This window comes from Microlunatus parietis (assembly GCF_013407955.1).
GTDB lineage: Bacteria > Actinomycetota > Actinomycetes > Propionibacteriales > Propionibacteriaceae > Microlunatus > Microlunatus parietis.
Genome location: NZ_JACCBU010000001.1, coordinates 4,663,638 through 4,685,301 on the forward strand (window position 1 = coordinate 4,663,638; position 21,664 = coordinate 4,685,301).

At 70.7% G+C, this 21,664-nt stretch carries 21 protein-coding genes and 1 pseudogene; 14 read left to right on the top strand and 8 right to left on the bottom strand.

Annotation, left to right across the window (positions count from 1 at the left end):
• Positions 1-48: 48 nt before the first annotated feature.
• The 3 genes from BKA15_RS22415 to BKA15_RS22425 are packed head-to-tail and all read right to left on the bottom strand — an operon-like array spanning position 49 to position 2,662.
• Positions 49-840 carry an ABC transporter permease gene (locus BKA15_RS22415; RefSeq protein ID WP_179754517.1) on the bottom strand — a complete coding sequence of 264 codons (792 nt, stop codon included), beginning with the start codon at positions 838-840 and terminating at the stop codon, positions 49-51.
• Positions 837-2,003: an ABC transporter ATP-binding protein gene (locus BKA15_RS22420; RefSeq protein ID WP_179754519.1), complete on the bottom strand. Its 1,167-nt coding sequence runs from the start codon at positions 2,001-2,003 to the stop codon at positions 837-839. Before BKA15_RS22420 ends, BKA15_RS22415 begins: the two co-directional genes overlap by 4 nt.
• Positions 2,000-2,662 carry an ABC transporter permease gene (locus BKA15_RS22425; protein ID WP_179754521.1) on the bottom strand — a complete coding sequence of 221 codons (663 nt, stop codon included), beginning with the start codon at positions 2,660-2,662 and terminating at the stop codon, positions 2,000-2,002. The genes BKA15_RS22420 and BKA15_RS22425 overlap by 4 nt, the downstream gene beginning before the upstream one ends.
• A gap of 186 nt (positions 2,663-2,848) precedes the next feature.
• Here BKA15_RS22425 and BKA15_RS22430 point away from each other — a divergent pair, with 186 nt between their 5' ends.
• From BKA15_RS22430 to BKA15_RS22485, 12 genes and pseudogenes are all read left to right on the top strand, one after another.
• Entirely contained in the window at positions 2,849-3,499 is a 651-nt protein-coding gene (locus BKA15_RS22430; protein WP_246323110.1) for a redox-sensing transcriptional repressor Rex, read from the top strand.
• Entirely contained in the window at positions 3,496-4,767 is a 1,272-nt protein-coding gene (locus BKA15_RS22435) for a glutamyl-tRNA reductase (protein ID WP_179754525.1), read from the top strand. The genes BKA15_RS22430 and BKA15_RS22435 overlap by 4 nt, the downstream gene beginning before the upstream one ends.
• Entirely contained in the window at positions 4,764-5,804 is a 1,041-nt protein-coding gene (gene hemC / locus BKA15_RS22440; RefSeq protein WP_179754527.1) for a hydroxymethylbilane synthase, read from the top strand. Before BKA15_RS22435 ends, hemC begins: the two co-directional genes overlap by 4 nt.
• A 23-nt stretch (positions 5,805-5,827) precedes the next feature.
• Positions 5,828-7,486 carry a bifunctional uroporphyrinogen-III C-methyltransferase/uroporphyrinogen-III synthase gene (locus BKA15_RS22445; RefSeq protein ID WP_179754529.1) on the top strand — a complete coding sequence of 553 codons (1,659 nt, stop codon included), beginning with the start codon at positions 5,828-5,830 and terminating at the stop codon, positions 7,484-7,486.
• Positions 7,487-7,662: 176 nt separating this feature from the next.
• Positions 7,663-8,652 carry a porphobilinogen synthase gene (hemB, locus tag BKA15_RS22450; RefSeq protein WP_312879702.1) on the top strand — a complete coding sequence of 330 codons (990 nt, stop codon included), beginning with the start codon at positions 7,663-7,665 and terminating at the stop codon, positions 8,650-8,652.
• 104 nt (positions 8,653-8,756) lie between these two features.
• Positions 8,757-10,052, top strand: a pseudogene (gene hemL / locus BKA15_RS22455) (glutamate-1-semialdehyde 2,1-aminomutase); the annotation flags it as partial.
• An 8-nt stretch (positions 10,053-10,060) separates the two neighbouring features.
• Positions 10,061-10,735 (top strand): histidine phosphatase family protein, encoded by a 675-nt coding sequence (locus BKA15_RS22460; protein ID WP_179754535.1) that lies wholly within the window; start codon positions 10,061-10,063, stop codon positions 10,733-10,735.
• Between the two features lie 4 nt (positions 10,736-10,739).
• On the top strand, positions 10,740-11,309 hold the full coding sequence (locus BKA15_RS22465) for a TlpA family protein disulfide reductase (RefSeq protein ID WP_218871533.1): 570 nt from the start codon (positions 10,740-10,742) through the stop codon (positions 11,307-11,309).
• Positions 11,310-11,316: 7 nt separating this feature from the next.
• Complete coding sequence (locus BKA15_RS22470; RefSeq protein ID WP_179754539.1) at positions 11,317-12,072, top strand: cytochrome c biogenesis CcdA family protein; 756 nt, start codon at positions 11,317-11,319, stop codon at positions 12,070-12,072.
• Between the two features lie 13 nt (positions 12,073-12,085).
• On the top strand, positions 12,086-13,648 hold the full coding sequence (gene resB / locus BKA15_RS22475) for a cytochrome c biogenesis protein ResB (protein ID WP_179758636.1): 1,563 nt from the start codon (positions 12,086-12,088) through the stop codon (positions 13,646-13,648).
• Between the two features lie 526 nt (positions 13,649-14,174).
• Positions 14,175-15,137, top strand: coding sequence for a c-type cytochrome biogenesis protein CcsB (gene ccsB / locus BKA15_RS22480; protein ID WP_179754541.1), 963 nt, complete (start codon positions 14,175-14,177; stop codon positions 15,135-15,137).
• 40 nt (positions 15,138-15,177) lie between these two features.
• Positions 15,178-16,026, top strand: coding sequence for a phosphotransferase (locus BKA15_RS22485; RefSeq protein WP_179754543.1), 849 nt, complete (start codon positions 15,178-15,180; stop codon positions 16,024-16,026).
• Between the two features lie 50 nt (positions 16,027-16,076).
• On the opposite strand, the gene BKA15_RS34960 is transcribed toward BKA15_RS22485, so the two are convergent.
• Both BKA15_RS34960 and BKA15_RS22495 read right to left on the bottom strand, forming a co-directional pair.
• Positions 16,077-16,685, bottom strand: coding sequence for a TetR/AcrR family transcriptional regulator (locus BKA15_RS34960; RefSeq protein WP_312879203.1), 609 nt, complete (start codon positions 16,683-16,685; stop codon positions 16,077-16,079).
• On the bottom strand, positions 16,682-17,515 hold the full coding sequence (locus BKA15_RS22495; RefSeq protein WP_179754544.1) for an oxygenase MpaB family protein: 834 nt from the start codon (positions 17,513-17,515) through the stop codon (positions 16,682-16,684). The genes BKA15_RS34960 and BKA15_RS22495 overlap by 4 nt, the downstream gene beginning before the upstream one ends.
• A 106-nt stretch (positions 17,516-17,621) precedes the next feature.
• Between BKA15_RS22495 and BKA15_RS22500 the strand changes: the two genes are divergently transcribed.
• Entirely contained in the window at positions 17,622-18,104 is a 483-nt protein-coding gene (locus BKA15_RS22500) for a VOC family protein (RefSeq protein WP_179754546.1), read from the top strand.
• Between the two features lie 10 nt (positions 18,105-18,114).
• Here BKA15_RS22500 and BKA15_RS22505 read toward each other — a convergent pair whose 3' ends face one another.
• On the bottom strand, positions 18,115-20,022 hold the full coding sequence (locus tag BKA15_RS22505) for a heparinase II/III domain-containing protein (RefSeq protein WP_179754548.1): 1,908 nt from the start codon (positions 20,020-20,022) through the stop codon (positions 18,115-18,117).
• A 247-nt stretch (positions 20,023-20,269) separates the two neighbouring features.
• On the opposite strand from BKA15_RS22505, the gene BKA15_RS22510 reads away from it, so the two are divergent.
• Positions 20,270-20,503, top strand: coding sequence for a hypothetical protein (locus BKA15_RS22510; RefSeq protein WP_179754550.1), 234 nt, complete (start codon positions 20,270-20,272; stop codon positions 20,501-20,503).
• Positions 20,504-20,765: 262 nt separating this feature from the next.
• On the opposite strand, the gene BKA15_RS22515 is transcribed toward BKA15_RS22510, so the two are convergent.
• Positions 20,766-21,140: a rhodanese-like domain-containing protein gene (locus BKA15_RS22515; protein WP_179754551.1), complete on the bottom strand. Its 375-nt coding sequence runs from the start codon at positions 21,138-21,140 to the stop codon at positions 20,766-20,768.
• Complete coding sequence (locus BKA15_RS22520; RefSeq protein WP_179754553.1) at positions 21,137-21,619, bottom strand: cysteine dioxygenase; 483 nt, start codon at positions 21,617-21,619, stop codon at positions 21,137-21,139. Before BKA15_RS22520 ends, BKA15_RS22515 begins: the two co-directional genes overlap by 4 nt.
• Positions 21,620-21,664 lie beyond the last annotated feature (45 nt).

The window sequence follows — 21,664 nt, forward strand, 5'->3', positions numbered from 1 at the left end:
ACGGGCTTCACATGGGTTTCATCGCAACAAGATCAAGAAGGGGTACGGCTACAGGCCGGAGGGACGGACGGCGTCCTCGACCACCCCGGCCAGGTAGTCGATCAGCAGCGCCAGCACCGCGGTCAGCACGGCGCCGGTGATCTGGATCAGCTGCCGATTGGTCGCCATCCCGGCGACGATCACCCGGCCCAGTCCGCCGGCGTCGATGTAGGCGGCCAGGGTCGCGGTGCCGACGTTGATCACCAGAGCGGTACGGATACCGGCGAGGATGATCGGGACCGACAACGGCAGTTCGATCCCGAACAGCACCTGGCCGGACGACATGCCCATCCCGCGGCCGGATTCCAGCACGGCCGGGTCGACCTGTTGCAGGCCGACCACGGTGTTCAGCATCACCGGGATGATCGCGTAGATCACCAGGCCGATGATCGCCGCGCCGAACCCGACGAGCGAGAACGCGACCGCGAGCAGCACCAGGATGCCGATCGTCGGCAACGCCTGGCCCAGATTGAACAGGCCGATCAGGAACGGCCGGATCGGCCGGAAGAGCCTGCGCGAGAAGAGGATCCCGAGCGGCAGCGCGACCATGATCACCAGCACCGTCGAGACCAGCGTCAGGGCCAGGTGCTCGCCGACCGCAGCCAGCAGGTTGGCGGACGACAGGGCGCGCTGCTCGATCGTGTCCAGCGGCCGGGCGTTGATCACCGCGAACAGCACCGCCAGCGCGCCGAGGCAGAGCAACGGCCGGATCAGGTAGCCGAATGCGGTCCGGCGGTGGGTCTCGACGGGTACGGTCGGCGGCGTGCCGGCTTCCGTGACCGGCGGTGCGGCGACGGTCATCGCAGGTCCTGCCCGCTGCCGCCCCGGGCCGTGCCGTTCAGGGTCTGGATGTCGATCACGCCGCGATAGCGACCTTGATCATCGACCGCGACGCCGAGCGCGTAGTCGGCGGTGATCATCTCGTTCAGCGCGTCGTGCAGGGTGGCCTGCGGCGTCAGGATCGCCGCGGCCGGGACGCCGGCTTGGTCCAGCGGCTGCCCGTTGAAGTTGTGCAGCGCGGTGAGGTCGAGCCAGCGGCGCGGCCGGCCGTCGGCGTCGAGCGCCAGCAGCGCGGGGCCGCCGTCCCGGCGGAGCAGTTCGATCGCCTCCTGCCGCGGCGTGTCCGGCCCGACGGTGACCCACTCGGCCGGCTTCAACTCGCCGACCCGGGTCAGGCCGAGCTGGCGCAGCGAGGCGCCGGAACCGACGAACTCGGCCACGAAGTCGTTCGCCGGGGCGGCCAGGATCCGTTCCGGCGTGTCGAACTGGGCGATCGTCGAGCCCTCCTGCAGGATCGCGATCCGGTCGCCCATCCGGATCGCCTCGTCGATGTCGTGGGTGACGAAGACGATCGTCTTGTGCAACTCGGCCTGCAGCCGGAGGAATTCGCTCTGCAGCCGCTCCCGGGTGATCGGGTCGAGCGCGCCGAACGGCTCGTCCATCAGCATCACCTCGGGATCGCCGCCGAGCGCCCGGGCCACGCCGACCCGCTGCGCCTGGCCGCCGGACAGGTGCTTGGGGTAGCGGTCCCGGTAGATCGCCGGATCCAGGTTGACCAGCTCCAGCAGCTCGTCCACCCGGGCCCTGACCCGGTCGGGGTCCCAGCCGAGCAGCTTCGGCACGGTGGCGATGTTCTGGGCCAGCGTCCGGTGCGGGAACAGGCCGGTCTGCTGGATCACGTACCCGATCCGGCGGCGCAGCAGGTCCGGGTTCGCCCGGGTCACGTCCGCGTCGTCGATCACGATCCGACCGGAGGTCGGTTCGATGATCCGGTTGATCATCTTCATCGTGGTCGTCTTGCCGCAGCCGGACGGGCCGACCAAGATCACGATCTCGCCCTCGTACACGTCCAGCGAGAGGTCGTCGACCGCGGGCTTGGCGGAGCCGGGGTAGACCTTGGTCAGGTGCTCCAGTTTGATCATCACGCGGCGCCCGTCGGTGTCCGGCAGGGTCGGGCTGGTCATCGGATTCCCTTCGAGGTGGTGAAGATCCGCAGCAGGTTGAGGACGATGTCGTACAGCACGGCGACGAGCATGACGCCGATGATCCCGGCCAGCACCAGGTGGACGCCGACCGGCGTGCCGACCCGGGCCAGCCCACCGAAGATCAACTCGCCGTAGCCCGGGCCGAGCACCACGTTGCCGATCGCCGCGATCCCGATCAAGATCAGTGTGGTGACCCGGATGCCGGTGATGATCACCGGCCAGGCCAGCGGGAACTCGATCGTGATCAGCTGCCGGAACCGGCTCATGCCCATGCCGCGGGCCGACTCGACGACCGCGGGGTCGACCGAGCGCAGGCCGGTGATGGTGTTCCGCAGGATCGGCAGCAGTCCGTACAGGGAGAGGGCCAGCACCACCGGTGTGGCGCCGAGGCCGAACGGCCCGATGAACAGGACGAAGAGGGCGAAGGAGGGGATGGTCAGGGTGACTCCGGCCGCCGCGAGGATCACCTCGCGGGCCCGGTCGGTGCGGTAGACGGCGGCGCCGAGCCCGATCCCGATGATCGAGCAGAGGGCTACCGAGATCGCCACGACCGCGACATGCTGCAGCCCCAGTTCCAGCATGTCGTCGCTGCGTCGGATGAGGAATTCGCCGAAATTCAGGACCTCACTCCCGTCCATGAGACGTCACTGTGGATCTTTCCTACACGATTCAACGAGCCGGTGCACCCGAGCCGGCCCTGGGCTGCTGTGTGCAAACAGAGTTTGTGCAAGCATTCACAAGCTCGTAGAGTGGCTCTTGTCCGAAGGAGTGATGTGCCGACAACACCGCACCCGAAATCGGCCGACCGGCCGGCCTCGGAGAGCATGTCGGCAGGAATCCCGGACGCCACCATCGCGCGCCTTCCCGTCTATCTCCGGGTCCTCACCGCGCTCGCCGAGAGCGGCGTCGCGACCGTGAGCAGCGGCGCCCTGGCCAAGGCCGCCGGGGTCAATTCGGCCCAGCTGCGCAAGGACCTCTCCTACCTCGGTTCGTACGGCACCCGCGGCGTCGGCTACGACGTGGACTACCTGCGGATCCAGATCGGCCGCGAGGTCGGCTCGGCGCACGAGTGGCCCGTACTCATCGTCGGGATCGGCAACCTGGGCACCGCGCTGGCCAACTACTCCGGCTTCTACTCGCGCGGCTTCCGGGTTGTCGGCCTGGTCGACCCGTCGCCGCAGCTGATCGGCCGGGAGATCCACGGCCTGGCCATCTCCGACCTGGCCGACCTGGAACAGGTGGTCCGCGGCACCGGCGCCGTGATTGCCGTGATCGCGACCCCCGCCGAGGCGGCCCAGGAGATCGCCGACCGGCTGGTCGCCGCCGGCGTGACCAGCATCCTCAACTTCGCCGCCACCGTGCTCGCCGTGCCCGAAGGCGTCACCGTGCGTAAGGTCGATCTGGGCCAGGAGTTGCACATCCTCGCCTATCACGAGCAGCGTAAGGCTGAACTTGCAGGGAAAGGTGAACCGTGAGCATCCTCGCGGTCGGCGTCTCGCACAAGACGACCTCGATCGAACGTCTGTCCCGGTTGGCGCTCGACGCGCCGACCGCGGCCAAGCTCGCCGACGCCCTGGTCGCCGGCGAGCACGTCGACGAGGCCCTGGTGCTGTCGACCTGTAACCGGACCGAGGTGTACGCCTCGGTCGCCCGCTTCCACGGCGGCCTGGACGAGGTGACCGCGGAGCTGTCCGCGGTGGCCGGCATCGAGGTCGCCGAGCTGCGCGACGAGTGCGCGGTCTACTTCGACGAGGGCGCCGTCGCGCACGCGTTCGCGGTCGCCGCCGGGCTCGAGTCGATGGTGGTCGGGGAGAGCCAGATCCTCGGCCAGGTGCGCCTCGCGTTGACCTCGGCGCAGCGCCACGGCACCGCGGGCACCAGCCTGAACGCCCTGTTCCAGCAGGCCCTCCGGGTCGGCAAGCGGGTCCAGACCGAGACCACGATCGGCTCCGCCGGACGGTCCCTGGTGACCGCCGCGTACGACCTGCTGGAGACCGAGTACGGCACTCTCGACGGGGCCCGGCTGGTCGTCCTCGGCGCCGGCACCATGGCCGGCCTGGCGGCCCGGACCGCCGCGGCCCAGGGGGCCCGGCTGACCATCGTGAACCGGACCCACGCCAAGGCGGAGCGGCTGGCCGAGGCCGTCGGCGGCACCTCGGTCACGCTGGCCGGGCTCGACCGCGCGCTGGCCGACGCCGACGTCCTGCTCACCTGCACCGGCGGCCGCGACCTGAAGCTCGACGCCGACCGGCTGGCCGGCACCGGCCTCCGCGCGGTGATCGACCTGGCCGTGCCGGCCGATCTCGACCCGTCCGTCGCGGCGAGCGGGATCACCGTGATCGACATCGCCCGGCTCGGCGACCGGCTGCGCGGCTCAGCCGTCGACGGCGCCGAGGCGGCCCGGGACCTGGTCCAGACCGAGGTGGCCGACTTCTTGGGCTCCCGGCGAGCCGCCCAGGTGGCGCCGACCGTGGTCGCGCTGCGCTCGATGGCGACCGAGGTGATGGCCGCCGAACTGGCCCGGCTGGATGCGCGGCTGCCCGACCTCGGCGAACGCGAGCGGGACGAGATCCACCGGTCCGTCCGCCGGGTCGTCGACAAGCTGATGCACGCGCCGACGGTACGGGTGCAGGCGCTGGCCTCCGGCGGCGAGACCGTCGACTACGCGGCCGTACTGCGCGAGCTGTTCGCCCTCGACCCGGAGACCGTGAACGCGGTGATGAAGCCGGAGGTCGGACCGTGAAACTTCGCCTCGGAGCGCGCACCTCGCCGCTCTCCCGCGCCCAGGCCGACTGGGTCGCGGCCCGGCTGGCCGAGCATGGCGTCGAGACCGAGTTCGTCGGGATCACCACCAAGGGCGACGTCGACCAGCGGGAGCTGACCCGGATCGGCGGCACCGGCATCTTCGCCGCCGCGGTACGGGAAGCGCTGCTGGACGGCACGATCGACCTCGCGGTGCACTCGCTGAAGGACCTGCCGACGCTGCCCGAGCCGGGCTTGCGGGTCGCCGCCGTGCCGGTACGCGAGGACACCCGCGACGTGCTGGTCGGGCTGCGGCTGGCCGACCTCAACGAAGACGGCCCGACCCGGGTCGGCACTGGAGCCCCGCGCCGCGCGGCGCAGCTGATCGACTACGGCCGGACCAGCGGGCAGCCGATCGAGGCGGTACCGATCCGTGGCAACGTCGGCACCCGGATCGAGCTGGTCCGGTCCGGCAAGGTCGATGCGGTCGTCCTGGCCGCGGCCGGACTGCGCCGGCTGGGCCTGCTCGACCCGACCGGAGACCAGCCGCTCGAGGTGACAGGACTGCCGGCCGAGCTGCTGGCCGAGGAGGTCATGCTGCCGGCGCCCGGACAGGGTGCGCTCGGGCTCGAGGTCGCCGAGTCGCTGGCCCCGGACCTGGCCGCCGCGGTGGCCGCGCTGAACGATCCGGCGGCCGCCGTCGAGACCCGTACCGAACGGGCTTTTCTGGCTCGCTTGGAGGCCGGTTGCACCGCTCCGGTGGGTGCCCGTGCGAAAGTCAAATCGGTCCATGGTAAAAGACACGATTTGACTCTGACCGCAGTGGTTGGGGGAAGCTTAGGGAGCAACCCGCCCAGGTCGATCGGAGACAACACTGCGTCGATCGGAGAAGGTTCCGTCCTGCGGGTGGAAACCGACGGATCCGTCGACGATTCGTTCGACGCGCCGCTGCGCTTCGCCACTGAAGCCGCCGATCGTGCCCTGATCGAGTTGAGACGTACCGCCCAGGACTCGGCGCGCCAGGCGCGGCGAGGCTGAAACAACAGAACGCGAGATATGCCGTGAGCACTACGTCGGTCCGCAAATCGTCACGTCAGCCTGCCCAGGTTCCCACTGCGCCGTCGCCTCGCGGCCGCGTCATCTTCGTCGGTACGGGGCCCGGCGATCCCGACCTGCTCACGCTCGGTGCGATCGCGGCCCTGGCCGATGCCGGCGCGGTGATCCTCGACTCGGAGCAGCAGCAGGAACTCCTGGGCCACCCGGCCATCACGCTCAGCCCGGACGCCGAGGTCAGCACGCTCGGGCCGACCGAGGCCGGCAAGCCGCTCACCCCGTCGGCCCGGGCCAAGCTGGTGCTCAAGCACGCGTCCACCGGAGCCCGCGTGGTGCGGCTGGTGGCCGGCGACCCGTTCCTGGACAACGGGGTGGCCGACGAGGCCGCCGCCTGCGTCCGCGGCGGGATCGACTTCGAGGTGGTGCCCGGCGTGTCCCGGCTGACCGCCGTTCCCGAGTATGCCGGTGTCGACCTGAACCACGGCGGCGGGGTGCACTTCGTTTCCGCGCCGGAGGGCCGGTTCACCAAGGCGGCCACCGCGCAGTGGGCGACTGCGGCGACGCTGGTGATCAGCACCCGGGCCGGCGTGGTCGGCGACCTGACCGCGGCGGCGATCGCAGCCGGCCGGCCGGAGGCCGATCCCGCCCTGATCACGCTGCACGGCGGCAGCACCGAGCAGACCAGCGTCAGCACCACCCTGGCCGAGCTGCCGGCGACGCTGAAGACTTCCCGGGCCCGCGGCACCGACCCGGTACACGTCGTGCTCGGCGTCGCGGTGGAGCAGCGCGACCAGCTGAGTTGGTACGAGACGAAGCCGCTGTTCGGCTGGCGGGTGCTGGTGCCGCGGACCAAGGACCAGGCGGCGCCGATGGTGGCCCGGCTTCGGACGTACGGGGCGCACAGCGAGGAGGTGCCGACCATCTCGGTCGAGCCGCCGCGCAGCCCGCTGCAGATGGACAAGGCGATCCGCGGCCTGGTCGAGGGCCGCTACGAGTGGGTGGCGTTCACCTCCGTCAACGCGGTCCGCGCGGTGAAGGAGAAGTTCTCCGAGTACGGCCTCGACGCCCGCGCGTTCTCCGGGCTGAAGGTCGCCGCGGTCGGCGAGGTGACCTCGCAGGCGCTGCAGGCGTGGGGGATCGAGCCGGACCTGGTGCCGTGCGGGGAGCAGTCGGCCGCCGGCCTGGCCGCCGAGTTCCCGCCGTACGACGACGTGCTGGACCCGATCAACCGGGTCTTCCTGCCGCGCGCCGACATCGCCACCGAGACGCTGGCCGCCGCACTGGTGGAGCTCGGCTGGGAGGTGGAGGACGTGACCGCGTACCGGACCGTGCGGGCCGCGCCGCCGCCCGCCCCGATCCGGGAGGCGATCAAGACCGGCCGGTTCGATGCGGTGGTGTTCACCTCGTCGTCGACCGTACGGAATCTGGTCGGGATCGCCGGCAAGCCGCACGCCAGCACCGTCGTCGCCGCGATCGGCCCGGCCACCGCGAAGACCTGCGCCGAGCACGGCCTCCGGGTCGACGTGATGGCCGCCAAGCCGAGCGCGGTCGACCTGGCCGACGCCCTGGCCGCGTTCGCCGCGGAGCGCCGGGACGCCCTGGTCGAGGCCGGCGAGCCGGTCCTGCGGCCGTCGCAGCGCAAGACCACGACCCGCCGCCGCTCATGAAGCCCGCCCCCCAAGAATCCGCCCCACAAGATTCCGCCGACCGGTCACAAAAGCAGCTGTTTTCGCGGCGTGTCGCTGCAGAAGTGACCGGTCAGCAGGCGGTGGAGGGAGAGCCGGGCACCTCGACGGGCGCCGGGCCTGGTGCTTCGACAGGCTCAGCACACGTTCCGTCCGGGATACGCCGGCCGATCACTCAGCGGCCGCGCCGGTTGCGGACCAACCCGGTCATGCGTGGGCTGGTCCGGGAGACCTCGGTGGAGCCGCGGCAGCTGGTGCTGCCGCTGTTCGTCGCCGAGGGACTGACCGAGCCGCGGCCGATCGGCTCGATGCCGGGCGTCGTCCAGCACACCCTGGACACCCTGCGCGCCGCCGCGACGGAGGCGGCCGAGGCCGGCCTGGGTGGCGTGATGCTGTTCGGCATCCCTGAGCACAAGGACGCCACCGGGTCCGGCGCGCTGGCCGACGACGGCATCCTCAACGTCGCTGTCCGGGCGGTGTCGGCCGAGGTCGGCGACGACTGCCTGGTGATGACGGACGTCTGCCTGGACGAGTTCACCGACCACGGCCACTGCGGCGTGCTCACACCGGACGGCACGGTGGACAACGACGCGACCCTGCAGCTGTACGCCGAGATGGCGGTCCAGCACGCCGAGGCCGGCGCCCACGTCGTCGCGCCGAGCGGGATGATGGACGGCCAGGTCGGCGCGATCCGGTCCGCGCTGGACGCCTCCGGGCACACCGACATCGCGATCCTGGCCTACGCCGTGAAGTACGCGTCGGCCTTCTACGGGCCGTTCCGGGAGGCCGTTTCCTCTTCCCTGCAAGGGGATCGCAAGACCTATCAGCAGGACCCGGCGAACGTCCGGGAAGCCCTCCGGGAGCTCGCCCTGGACGAGGCGGAGGGTGCCGACATCGTCATGGTGAAGCCCGCGCTCGCCTACCTCGACGTGATCCGGGCGGTCCGCGAGGCGACCCGGCTGCCGGTCGCGGCCTACAACGTGTCCGGCGAGTACTCGATGGTCGAGGCGGCCGCCGCCCAGGGCTGGATCGACCGCGACACCGCCGCGGCCGAGGTGCTGACCTCGATCCGCCGGGCCGGGGCCGACCTGATCCTGACCTACTGGGCGCTGCAGCAGACGCGCCGCACGCCAGAACTCCGATCATGAGCTCTCCCGACCACGGCCCGGGTCCCGGCGCCACCCCAGCTCCCGCGAATCGACCGGTCACTTCTGCAGCGACACGCCGTCAGAACGGCTGCGTTACTGACCGGTCGGCGGAGCTTTTTGGGCGGGCCAAGCAGGTGACGCCGGGCGGGGTGAACTCGCCGGTCCGGGCGTTCGCCGCGGTCGGCGGGACGCCGCGGTTCATCGCCTCCGCGAAGGGCGCTTACCTGACGGACGTGGACGGCAACGACTACGTCGACCTGATCTGCTCCTGGGGCCCGATGCTGCTCGGCCACGCTCACCCCGAGGTGCTGGCCGCGGTGCAACGGGCGGCGCAGGGCGGCACCTCGTTCGGAGCGCCGACGCTGGCCGAGGTCGAGCTGGCCGCGGAGATCATCGACCGGACCGCCGTGGAGCAGGTGCGGCTGGTCAACTCCGGCACCGAGGCCACCATGTCGGTGATCCGGCTGGCCCGCGGCGCCACCGGCCGGAACAAGATCATCAAGTTCGCCGGCTGCTATCACGGCCACGTCGACGCCCTGCTGGCGGCGGCCGGGTCCGGGGTCGCCACGCTGGCGCTGCCGGGCACGCCGGGGGTGACCGCGGCGACCACGGCGGACACGATCGTCCTTCCCTACAACAATCGTACGGCGGTCCGCGAGGCCTTCCAGCGGTACGGGGACGAGGTTGCGGCCGTGATCACCGAGGCCGCGCCGGGCAACATGGGCGTGATCGAACCGGGCACCGAGGACGGGATCGGCTTCAACGCCTTCCTGCGCGACCTGGCCCATGATCACGGCGCCTTGTTGATCTTGGACGAGGTGATGACCGGTTTCCGGGTCAGCCGCTCCGGGCAGTACGGCCGGGACGGTGTGGCGGGCGACCTGGTCACGTTCGGCAAGGTGATGGGCGGCGGCTTCCCGGCGGCGGCCTTCGGCGGCCGGGCCGACCTGATGGCCCACCTGGCCCCGGTCGGAGGGGTCTACCAGGCCGGCACCCTGTCGGGGAACCCGGTCGCCAGCGCGGCCGGCCTGGCCACGCTGCGGCTGGCCATCGACGACGTCTACGCCCGGATCGACCAGACCGCCGAACTGCTGCAGGCCGAGATCTCCGCCGCCCTGACGGCGGCCGGGGTGCCGCACGTGATCAACGCCGCCGGCAACCTGTTCAGCGTGTTCCTGTTCGGCGAGGGTGGGTCCGCGGTGACTGACTACGCGGGCGCGCAGGGCCAGTCGACGAAGGCGTACGCCGCGTTCTTCCATGCCATGCTGGATCGGGGCGTCTACCTGCCGCCGAGCGGGTACGAGGCGTGGTTCCTGTCCACGGCCCACGACGAGGAGGCCCTGGGCCGGATCGTCGCGGCGCTGCCGGCGGCGGCGAAGGCCGCCGCGGAGGAGCTGTAAGGAGATCAATGCCGACCAAGACCATCGTGCATCTGCTGCGGCACGGCGAGGTGCACAACCCGGACGGCGTCCTGTACGGGCGGCTGCCCGGCTACCACCTGTCCGACCGGGGCCGGCAGATGGCCGAACGGGTCGCCGAGACGCTGCGTGATCATGACCTGACCCACCTGCGCTGCTCGCCGCTGGAACGGGCCCAGGAGACGATGCGGCCGCAGCTGGAGTTCCATGATCTTCCGGTGATCACCGACGGCCGGGTGATCGAGGCGGAGAACTACCTCGAGGGCAGCGTGGTGTCCTTCGGCGTCTCGTCGATCCTGAAGAACAAGCTCAACGCGATGCGCCGCCCGCGGAACTGGCTGATGTTCCGCAATCCGCTGCGGCCGACCTGGGGTGAGCGCTACCCGGAGATCGTCGAGCGGATGCGGCTGGCGATCCGCGACGCGGCCGAGGCCGCGAAGGGCCACGAGGCCCTGATCGTCTCGCACCAGCTGCCGATCTGGATGGCCCGCTGCGACATCGAGGGCCGCCGGCTGGCGCACGACCCGCGCAAGCGCGAGTGCACGCTGGCCAGCTTGACCTCGATCACGATCATCGACGGCCGGGTGGCCGGCGTGAAGTACACCGAGCCGGCCAAGGACCTGCTGCCGGCCAAGCGCAGTGAGAAGTTCGTCGCCGGTGCCTAGGAGGATGGTCGTTCTGATCGCGGCGGTGGTCCTGGTGATCACCGGCTGCAGTGTCAGCACGGCCGATGAGCCGAACCGGGCCTCGGGTGAGAACGGCTACGTCGGCGTGCAGCCGCAGCTGACCCAGATCAAGCCGGCCGACCGGAAGCCGGCCCCCGTCGTGTCCGGGCCGGAGCTCGGCACCGACAAGACGATCTCCACCGCCGACTACGCCGGCAAGGTGCTGGTGATCAACGTCTGGGGCTCCTGGTGCGCGCCGTGCCGCAAGGAGGCGCCCGATCTCCGGGAGGCCAGCGAGGAGACGAAGGACAAGGCCCAGTTCCTCGGCATCACCTCCCGGGACTTCGCCCAGGCCGCACCGCTGCGGTTCGTCGAGGAGCAGAAGATCACGTACCCGAGCATCTTCGATCCGGACGGCGCGACGCTGCTCCAGTTCTCCCGGGAGCTGCCGCCGTCGGCGATCCCGACCACGTTGATCATCGACGCCGAGGGCCGGGTCGCGGTCCGGATCCTCGGCCCGATCACCAAGACCACCCTGGTCGACATGATCGACGACGTCGCCGCCGGCAAGTAGGCCCGGCATGTTCGACCTCGGCGGCTGGGCGGCATCGACCATGGGCGGGTCGATGCTGCTGGCCGTGCCGGTCGCGCTGCTGGCCGGCCTGGTCTCGTTCTTCTCGCCCTGCGTCGTCCCGTTGGTGCCGGGCTACCTCGCGTACACCTCGGGCGTCGGCGCCGCCGACGTACTGGCCGGGAAGGGGCGCGGCCGGCTGATCGCCGGCGCGAGTCTGTTCGTGCTCGGCATCGCCGTCGTGTACGTGATCATCGGCGCCGTCGTCGGCTCGGCCGGGGTGGCGCTGTTGCAGTACCGGGACCCGATCAACCGGGTGATCGGGGTCGGCCTGATCTTGCTCGGATTGATCTTCACCGGCCTGCCCGGCATCGCCCAGCGCACCCTGCGGACCGACTGGCGGCCCCGGGTCGGCGTCGCCGCGGCGCCCTTGCTGGGCGGCGTTTTCGCGCTCGGCTGGACCCCGTGCATGGGCCCGACGCTCGGCGCCGTGCTGGGCCTGGCCTGGAACCAGCAGACCGCGGTCCGGGGCGCCCTGCTGACGTTCGTCTTCACCCTCGGTCTCGGGCTGCCGTTCATCGCCGCCGCCGTCGCGTACGGCCGGATGGCGCGGGCCATCGACGCCGTCCGCCGGCACCAGGTGGCGATCATGCGGATCGGTGGCGGGCTGATGATCGTGGTCGGGCTGCTGATGGCGACCGGGCTGTGGAAGTTGATCACCGAGTGGCTGCTGCAGTGGGCCGGCGGCTTCCTCCCGGCACTGTAGGAGTTTCGTGATCATGCTGAAGTCCAAGGAACGCCAGGATGCCCCGGCCCTCGGCCCGCTCGGCCTGCTCCGCTGGGGCTGGACCCAGCTCACCTCGATGCGGACCGCCCTGGTGCTGCTGTTCACGCTGGCCGTGGCGGCGATCCCCGGTTCCCTGGTGCCGCAGCGCTCCGTGTCGCCGATCGGGGTCACCGACTTCATCGCCGCGAACCCGACGCTGGGGCCGATCTACGACCGGATCGGGCTGTTCAACGTCTACACCTCGGTCTGGTTCTCCGCCGTCTACCTGCTGCTCTTCGTCTCCCTGATCGGCTGCATCCTGCCGCGCACCGCGACCTTCCTGCGCGCGTTGCGGGCCGAGCCGCCGCGGACGCCGCGCCATCTGCACCGGCTGCCCGTCCACGAGACCCGCCCGCTCGGTGGTGACGGGGACGAGGTCCTGGACGAGGCGGTGCAGCGGCTGCGGAAGGCCCGCTACCGAGTGCTCCGCGACGGTGACGGCTCGGGGGAGGGGGCCACGGTCCGGGCCGAGCGCGGCTACCTGCGCGAGGCCGGCAACGTGATCTTCCACATCAGCCTCGTGGTGCTGCTGATCGGCGTCGCGATCAGCAGCCTCCTCGGCTATCGCGGCAGCAGCCTGGTGATCACCGGGCAGGGTTTCTCCAACAATCTCTCCCAGTACGACGATCTGAGCGCGGGTGCCGCCTTCTCCGAACAGATGCTGCGGCCGTTCACCGTACGGGTGAAGGACTTCGACGCCCAGTTCGAGTTGGGCGACGTGCAGACCGGTGCCGCGCGCGTGTTCGAGGCGCTGATCGAGGTGTCCGAGCCGGGCCGGCCGGCCCGGGAGCAGGTGCTCGAGGTGAACCACCCGCTGACCATCGGCGGCACCTCGGTGCACCTGATCGCCCACGGCTACGCGCCGGTGGTCACCGTGCTCGACGGCGACGGCAATATCGCGTTCTCCGGGCCGGTGCCGTTCCTGCCGCAGGACGGCAACTTCACCTCGGCCGGGACGATCAAGGCGCCGGACGGCCGGCCGGAACGCCTGGCCTTCCAGGGCTTCTTCCTGCCAACCGCGGTCGTCGATGATCAAGGTCCGCGGTCCACCTTCCCGGACGCGATCGATCCCGCGCTGTTCCTGAACGCCTGGTCCGGACCGCCGAAGGAGGAGACCGGCGAGCCCGAGAACGTCTACTCGCTGGACGCCCGCGGGATGACCCAGCTGAAGGACGAGAAGGGCGACCCGGTCCGGCTGCAGCTGCGACCCGGCCAGTCGATCACGCTGCCGGACGGCAAGGGCGTGATCACGATGGACGGCTGGCAGCGCTGGGTGAAGCTGCAGATCAGCGAGACGCCCGGACTGGTGCTCACCCTGGTCGCGGTGAGCCTCGCCGTCCTCGGCCTGTGCCTGTCCCTGTTCATCCGGCCGCGCCGGGTCTGGGTCCGGATCCGTACCGGCAAGGACGGGAGCCGGACGCTCGAGATCGGCGGCCTGGACCGCGTCGACGCCCGGACCGGCCTGGACGAGGATCTGGCCACCCTCGCCGACGACCTCGCCAAGAAAGAGCACTGAGCCTGGTCGTTGGGCCCTGCGTCCGTGCCCTGAGCCTGTCGATGAACGCGCCCTGAGCCTGTCGAAGGGCCAGGGCAGATGTGCCTTGCCTTCGACGAAGCTCAGCCCGGACCCACCGTTACCCGTCACTGTTGGCCCCGTACCACCGACAGCTGTCCCTGCTCGGGGATGTCGCGAAACCTCTTGGTGTCGACCGAAACAGACCGGCACAACGTTGCACCCTTTGATGCGAAGAGAAATCGCGACATCGCCCCGACCTCCGCAGCCGCGACTGCCCCCGGGCCTACCGCGACCGTTCGCCTCACCATCGCAGCCTCGACATCGCCGAGCGGACCGCTTGACCGGCAGAACCCGCTCCAGCTGGCCGGCGACACCCCTGGTGGGGCGATCACTTCTCGTCTCCGCATCCGAGAACTCCCTCGCCGTGCTCAGGTGGCCCGATGCCCTCGCCACCAGCGGCAGCCGTAGGATGAACCGGTCGGTACCGGCCGAACGCTCCGGATCCGGCGAGCGAGGACGACTGATCATGAACTTCGAGTACTACTCCAACCTCGCGATCGTCTCCGCGGTCGTGGTGTATCTGCTGGCCCTGCTGGCCCATGCGGCCGAATGGGCGACCGCCCGCCGGGTCGCGGCCGCGCCGGCCGAGACGCGCGAACTGGTCGGGGCGACCGTCGGGTCATCGGCCGCCACGGTGGAGCAGCCGCCGGCCGCCGAACCCGTGACGAGCGGCGGGGTCGACCGGAGCGAGTTCGCCGGCCGGATCGGGCTCCGGCTGACCGTGATCGGCTTCGCGCTGAGCACCGCGGGTACGGTGCTGCGCGGGGTCGCGGCCGGTCGCGCGCCGTGGGGCAACATGTACGAGTTCACGATCACGGCCCTGGCCTTCGCCGTGCTGGCGTACCTGATCATGGTCAAGCTGGTCGGCGCGCGCTGGCTGGGCTTGCCGGTGGCGCTGCTGGCGACTGTCGGCAACGGGCTCGCCGCGACCGTGTTCCACGTCGGGGTGGCGCCGCTGGTGCCGGCCCTGCACTCGGTCTGGTTCATCATCCACATCGTCGCCGCGGCGATCTGCGGCGCGGCGTTCAACATCGGCGCCTGCCTGTCGATCTTCTACCTGATCAAGCAACGAGCCGAGGCCAAGGGGTCGGTGACCGGCTACCTGGCGAAGCTCCCGTCGGCCCGTCGGCTCGATCTCTACGCGTACCGGTTCCACGCCTTCGCCTTCCCGCTCTGGACCTTCGCGGTGGCCGCCGGTGCGGTCTGGGCCGAGTACGCCTGGGGTCGCTACTGGGGCTGGGATCCCAAGGAGACTTGGGCTCTGGTGACCTGGGTGATCTACGCCTGCTACCTGCACGCGCGTTCCACGGCCGGCTGGCGCGGCACCAAGGCGGCCGTGATCGCGATCATCGGCCTGGTCTCGTTCTGGTTCAACTTCATCGGCGTCAACCTGCTCTTCTCCGGCCTGCACTCCTACGCCGGCGTCTGATCTTGCTGGACGTCCTGGCCCGGAATTCGATCTTGGTCGGGTGTACGAGAGCCGGCCGCTGCCGGGCCACCCGGACGTGCTCCGGCTGACCTGCGCGACCGGCGACTTCGTGATCAAGAAACCCTGGGACCCGCTCGACGTCGAGCTGTACAGCCGGGTCGAGGTCCGGCTGAACGACCTCGGGATCAGGCAGGCCCGTCAGCTGCGTACGTCTGCCGGAGCGTTGCTGGCCAGCACCGGCCATGCGGTGCAGGAGTTCCTGTCCGGGGAGGTCCTGGCCGACCATCCCGGACCGGCCCTGACCCGGCGCTTCCTGACCCACCTCGCCGAGTACGACAGCGCGCTGGCCGGTCTCGCCGTGCCGGCCGAGCTCGCTGCCCGGGACTCGGTCTGGACCAGGGTGGTTCGGCCCGGCTACCTGATCGCCGAGCTGCCCGGCCTGCTGGCCCGGCAGCCGCAGCTCGGGCTCGACCGCGCGCCGATCGACCGGCTGCTCGGCGTGCTGAGCGACGGGCCGGACCGGCTGACCTCGACGGCGGGCCGGCAACTCGTCCACGGCGACCTCGGCCCGGACAACGTGCTGGCCGATCGAGCCGGGCTGGTGATCATCGACTTCACGCCCTACCACGACAGCGTGCTGCTCGGCCTCGGCTCGGCCGTCTACTTCTTTCAGCTGCACGGCCAGGACCCGACCCGCGCCGACCTGGAGGCGAGCTTCGCGTCGTACGGTGCCGACCCTGCAGCCGGCTGGGCCACCCTCGCCCGGGAGGCACTGCGCCGCCTCGCCACCCCCTTCGCTGCCGCGGCGGAACGGGGCACCGGCCTCGACGAGACGGCAGCCCGGCGTCGGCACCGGGCCGTCGCCACCCTCGCGACCCTGATCCCGTGACGATCGCGAAGCTCCCTCGCTCCGGCCGGTTCACCGCCTGAGCCGGCGCTTCACCTCAGGCCGAGGGTCGTTTCCGACAGGCCGGTCCCGAGGAACCGGAAGACCTCGGCGAGCTGGGCGCGCAGCGCGGCGGGATCGGTGCTGCCGGAGCGGGCCCATTCGTCGAGGGCGACGTACTGGGCGATGCTGGCCCAGCCGAGCGCGAGCCGCAGCCGCAGCCGGTCGGCGCCGGGCTGCCGCTCCAACCAGTCCTGATGCAGTCGATCTTGGCGCTCCAGGTAGCGGCCGGTCAGGGCCGGGCTGGCGGCGATGATGGGGAGGCTGCGGAGGAACTGGTCCCAGCGCGGCCGGTCCGCGACCAGTTCGACGACGATCTCGTCGGCCGCGGCGGCCAGGTCGGCGGCCAGCGATCCGGTGGCGGTCCGGGCGGACAGCCGATCCAGGAACGCTTCGTCGATCCGGAGCTGCGCGGTGAGCGCGACATCCTCCTTGGACGTGAAGTAGCGGGCGAACGTACGGGGCGAGACGTCCGCGGCCGCGGCGATCTCGTCAACCGTGGTCCGGCCGAAACCCTTGGTCTCGAACAGCCGGAGGGCGGCGTCGACCAGCGCGTTTCGGGTCTGCCGCTTCTTCCGCTCCCGCAAGCCCTCGGCCGTCACCGGTCCGGCCCGAGGTCGTCGATCCGGTAGCCGTCCGGGTAGAGCAGTTTGACGGCGGGCAGGTCGTTCAGGGCGTCGTCCGAGCGGCGGTGTCGGTCGGCCTGAGCCATGGCGCGGATCGTGACGTCGGCAAGCCGCCGCGCCCAGCGCGGTACCGGCGGCAGTCCGCAGGTCTCCAGGACCCGCGGCGGAATCGTGGCGAGCAACAACTGCCGGGTCAGCTTCGCGGACCGCCCGGTCAACCCGGTGGCAGCCAAGGTCGCGGACATCGCCGCCTCGGCGAGCTCCTCGTTCGCCTTCGTGTACGCATACGTGCTCTGCTCGTACTCGTCCAGGAACCTGGCCGTCTGGTCGTAGGTCGGCGGGAAGTCCTTGATGTTCATCCGCCGCCCCTGCTCGCTTCGGAAGGCGTGCACCGCCGCCTTCTCGGCCGGGGTGATCCGCCGCCAGCCGTACCGCTCGATGAAGCGGACCGGGACCACGGTGTCGACCGCGAGGACGAACGTGAAGTGGTCGGCGGCGATGTCGTACCGGGCGTGGATCCGGTTCACCCGGCTGAGGGCCGCCCGGCCGGCCGGCGAGTCCAGGCCGTTTCGGTCCCACGCGTCCTGCAGCAGCGCGGTGTCCACCATCCGCTTGACGCCGCGTCGGATGAACTCGCCGGTCGTCGCCATCAGCCGGCTCATCGCCGGTACGCAGAACGTCCGGAGCGTCTGGTCCGCCGTCGCCATGGCCATCGGGGTGGGGAACTCCCGTTGGATCAGCTCGAACATCTGCCCGTAGTCGCGCTCCGGGTGCAGGGTCCGGAGGAGTTCCTGAGTGGCTGCCATCGGTCGAGATTATGTCTGTCTCTGCCATTTGGCAATAGCCGACACTTCGTAGGAATCTGGCCTGCTACCCTTTAGTTGAAGACTAAATTAGTCGTCGGGAGTAGGCATGGGCATCCATCAGTTGAATCACGCTGTGCTGTACGTCGGCGAGCTGGCTCGCTCGGTGGAGTTCTACACCGGGGTGCTGGACTTCGCCGTGGTCGCGGAACTGCCCGGAGCGGCGTTCCTGCGCGCCGCCGACTCGACCAATGATCATGATCTCGGGCTGTTCCAGGGCAGCGGTGCTCGGCCGGTGCAGGGGGCCGGGCTCTATCACCTCGCCTGGGAGGTCGGCACCCTGGGCGAGCTGGAAGAGATCCGGGAGCGGCTCGCCGACGCCAGGGCGCTGGTCGGCACGTCCGATCATGGGACCACGAAATCCTTGTACGGCAAGGATCCCGACGGCCTGGAGTTCGAGATCGTCTGGCTGGTGCCGGCGGACCGGCTGACCGGCGACGAGCAGATGACCGTCGCCCCGCTCAATCTCCCGGCCGAGATCGAGCGCTACGGGCGGGACACCCGGGGCGGCGTCGGCGTCAGCGTCCGCTGAGCGTTGTGGCTTACCCGGGGCTGACGGTCAAGATCAACTCGCCGGTCGGCTGCAGCAGGTCCGGCGACCCGGTGAAGGTGAGCCGGGTGAGTTCCGGGCCCCAGACCTGGCTCAGCCGGGGATCCGGCAGCGGTACGGGCTCGGCGGTGCACGGAGCCGCGGCGGGATGCGTGATGATCACGCCGCGCCCTTCGTCGCCGGCCACCCGCACCGCACCGGGCTCGACGGTCGCGGTGCCGTTGACGATCAGGTGCCAGACCAGCGACGTCGGCGCCACGTCGAGCTTCCAGCGGTCGGTGATCACCGCGCCCTCGGCGGTCAGGGCCGTGTCCCGGATCCAGGACTCGAGGCCGGCCTCGGCGGGGTAGGCGTCGGCCAGGTCGAGCGAGGCCTGCACCCGGTCGGCCGTCACGTCCGCGGTCATCCCGCGACTGCGGTGATCACGACCGGGCAGCTGCCCGTACCCGTTGATCACCGGCAGATTGTGGAACTCGCTCTGCATGGTGAAGATCTGGTAGCGGCCCGGGCTGAACGTCTGCCGGGTGTACGTCCCGACGCCGAGGTCCACCACCCGCGGTACCCCGTCGACCGCGACCACGACGTTGCCGACGTCGTTGTGGTTGTGCGACTCGGCGTTGTGGCCGCCCTTCGCGGCCAGCGTGAGGCCGGCCAGCCGGGCCGTGATCACCTCGGTGTCCGGGAACCAGAAATGATCACCGTCGGCCGGACGGTCGGGCCCGGTCTCCCGCAGTTCCGGTGTGAAGATCACCTGGAGCACCCGGCCGAACGAGGCCAGCCGCCCGATCAGCCGGCCACCCCGGGTGTTGATCATCGCGGCATGCCGCAGCACCAGGTCGTCGCCGGTGTGCACGCCGAGCCGGTGCACCGGCGCGGCCAGGGTCCGCTCCTGCAGTCGGGCCGGTCCGTCGGCGAAGTTGACGTACCAGTCGTCGGCGATGTGCACCGCCGGGAAATAACGCGCGATCGGCGCCACCTTGGGATGTGTGAACCCGTTCAGCCGGCCGCCGGTCGCGTCGTGCAGCAGGGCCAGGCAGTCGCCCAGCGAGCCGCCGGCCCGGCCCCAGTACGAGGCGCCCTCGTCGCAGCCACCATCCACGGGATACGTGTCCAGGAAGAGATCCAGGCCGTCGACCGTCAGGTTGACGATCTCGGCGCGGGTCTCGGGGGCGAGGTCGAGCAGGAAGGCGCAGGCCAGCACGTTGGAGTGGATCCACGGATTCCAGTTGTTGATCGACGTGGTCAGCCAGTGCCAGTCGCGCCGGGTCCGGTACGGCTCCAGCACCCGCCGGTTCACCTCGGCCCGCAGCCGCGGCCGGATCGTCGACGCATACCCGTCCAGGGCGGCGCCGAGCACGTGGTCGGTCCAGGCCAGTACGGAGCCGGTCTCGGCCGCGAACAGATCAAGATCACAGTCGTCCGGTGACGGCACGGCACTGTCCCGTTCCCGGTTCTTCCAGGAATGCGCGGGAACGGTCCAGGCGAGCTCGTCACAGATCAGGCTGATCCCGTCGACGGCCTCGGTCAGCCAGCGCGGATCGCCGGTCAGCGCGGCAGCGAGGGTGACGGCGGTGAGCCGGGTCCGGCGCTCGAAGTACGGCTCCTCGTAGCCCACCCGGTTGCCCTCCTGGTGGAACCGGGCGTACTCGCTGGCCAGCAGGATCGGCCACGGCCGGTCCGCCAACTCCTCAGCGGTGGCAAGGATCTCGGCCCGATCGGCCACCGAGACCTGGGCCCAGCGATCATGATCTTCGGCGGCCGGAGCCAGTCGTGGCGGCGGGTCGGCCAGGGCTGCGGTGACCTTGTCGGGCGGCAGCAGATCGGCAAGGCGGGTGGCGGGGGTCGGCTTCGCGGGCAGGTCGGCGGCCACGATCATCCTCTCGGCGATGGTGCCCGACATTCTAGGTTTGCTGTCTCCCGGCGGTGCCTCGGCGTCCCGCCCACCGGGCGGTCGCTAGGATCGGAGCCCGCCGTCGATCATGTCGCCGACCACCAGGAGTTGATCATGACCGATGTCCCCGGGATGCCGCTCCGGCCCGACTGGATCGACACCCACGTGCACTTCTGGGACCTGCGCAATCCGAAGGTGAGCTACGACTAAGCTCGGGCCGGACGCGATCCATCCGATCCTGGGCGCGATCGACCCGATGAAGTCGATCCGGTACGACCTCGAGGCGCTGCACGCCGAGTCCCGGTTCGCCGGTACGGTCGCCGCGGTCCATGTCCAGGCGGCCGTGGGCACGCCCGATCCGGTGCTGGAGACCGAATGGTTGACCGAGCTGGCCGGCACCGGGCCGATCCCGCTGCTGATCGTCGCGGCGTGGCACGGATCGCCGCCCGGGGACTGCTGCTCGACCTCGACTGCGCCTGGCAGAACATGATCAAGGCCCGCGATCTGGCCCGGGAGGACCCGTCCGCGGGAGACGGCGAGCCCCGAGTACTTCGAGCACTGGAAGCAACTGGCCGTTGGGCCGTCTGTGGGCTTCAACGCACCCCACGACGCAGTTCTCCTCCACTTCGCTCCCCCGAACTGCGTCGCGGGGACCCCGCCTATCCCGACTACGTCGACGCCGTGAACCTGATCTTGGGCCGGTGTACGGAAGCCGAAGCCCGGGCTGTGCGGGTGGACAACGCGCGTCGGCTCTACCGGTTCCCCTGACGGGCCTTGAAGCCGCCGATCACATCGGTCGCCCGCGTGATCCCGAGGTCCTGCAGCGCGGCTGCGGCGAGGGACGAGGTGTAGCCCTCGGAGCAGAAGATGATCACCCTGAGGTCGTACGAGGCGATCGGCAGCCGGGCGTCGCCGGCGGGGTCAAAGCGCCACTCGAGAACGTTGCGCTCGATGATCAACGCGCCCGGCCAGCTGCCCTCCTCCCTGCGCTGGGCCTCAGGACGGATGTCCACCAGGACGGCTCCCTCGGCCGCGGCCCGGTCGGCCTGCACCGGTGTGACCCGGTCCAGCCTGGAGCGGGCTTCGGCGAGCACCTCGTCGATGCTGCGCCGACGGCTCGCGGTCACCAGTTCTGTCCGGCGAGCTGGGAGGAGGTCGCGATCAGGCGATCCCCGTCGGGCCGGTAGGTGGTCATGGCGACCAGGGCCGGCGCGTACACGTGCACACTGACCGCCGGTTCCAGGTCGTCGTTGGTCACCCGGTGCACGTGCCGGGACCCGAACGAGCGCAGCGATCCGGCCGACAGCCGCCGCTCCTCCGGCAGGATCGTCGGCGTCCCGGAGTCGTCCAGCCAGGCGTGCCGTTCGGTCAGCGTTCCGCGCACCGTGACGAAGGCGCCGGCCGAACCGCCGTGATCATGCCAGTCGGTGCCCTGACCGGGCAGCCAGGTGAGCAGCCAGGCCTCGTAGTCGGCGGCCGCGACCAGTCGGGCGTAGTGCCGGCTTGCGGGCGTGTACCTGACCTGCGGTTGCCAGAGCCTGGCCTGGGCCGCGAGCCGCAGGGCGATGGAGGCGAGGTCGAGGCGAGGCGGTTCCGGAGTGTTCATGGACCCATAATGCAGGGTGAGATACTAGGGAATATCGGCATCTCA

Bases quoted from the DNA above. Each gene is read 5' to 3' on its own strand.
- BKA15_RS22415 (WP_179754517.1), bottom strand. From the start codon at position 840: ATGACCGTCGCCGCACCGCCGGTCACGGAAGCCGGCACGCCGCCGACC.
- BKA15_RS22420 (WP_179754519.1), bottom strand. From the start codon at position 2,003: ATGACCAGCCCGACCCTGCCGGACACCGACGGGCGCCGCGTGATGATC.
- BKA15_RS22425 (WP_179754521.1), bottom strand. From the start codon at position 2,662: ATGGACGGGAGTGAGGTCCTGAATTTCGGCGAATTCCTCATCCGACGC.
- BKA15_RS22430 (WP_246323110.1), top strand. From the start codon at position 2,849: ATGTCGGCAGGAATCCCGGACGCCACCATCGCGCGCCTTCCCGTCTAT.
- BKA15_RS22460 (WP_179754535.1), top strand. From the start codon at position 10,061: ATGCCGACCAAGACCATCGTGCATCTGCTGCGGCACGGCGAGGTGCAC.
- BKA15_RS22465 (WP_218871533.1), top strand. From the start codon at position 10,740: ATGGTCGTTCTGATCGCGGCGGTGGTCCTGGTGATCACCGGCTGCAGT.
- BKA15_RS22470 (WP_179754539.1), top strand. From the start codon at position 11,317: ATGTTCGACCTCGGCGGCTGGGCGGCATCGACCATGGGCGGGTCGATG.
- resB (WP_179758636.1), top strand. From the start codon at position 12,086: ATGCTGAAGTCCAAGGAACGCCAGGATGCCCCGGCCCTCGGCCCGCTC.
- ccsB (WP_179754541.1), top strand. From the start codon at position 14,175: ATGAACTTCGAGTACTACTCCAACCTCGCGATCGTCTCCGCGGTCGTG.
- BKA15_RS22495 (WP_179754544.1), bottom strand. From the start codon at position 17,515: ATGGCAGCCACTCAGGAACTCCTCCGGACCCTGCACCCGGAGCGCGAC.
- BKA15_RS22500 (WP_179754546.1), top strand. From the start codon at position 17,622: ATGGGCATCCATCAGTTGAATCACGCTGTGCTGTACGTCGGCGAGCTG.
- BKA15_RS22505 (WP_179754548.1), bottom strand. From the start codon at position 20,022: ATGTCGGGCACCATCGCCGAGAGGATGATCGTGGCCGCCGACCTGCCC.
- BKA15_RS22510 (WP_179754550.1), top strand. From the start codon at position 20,270: ATGAAGTCGATCCGGTACGACCTCGAGGCGCTGCACGCCGAGTCCCGG.
- BKA15_RS22520 (WP_179754553.1), bottom strand. From the start codon at position 21,619: ATGAACACTCCGGAACCGCCTCGCCTCGACCTCGCCTCCATCGCCCTG.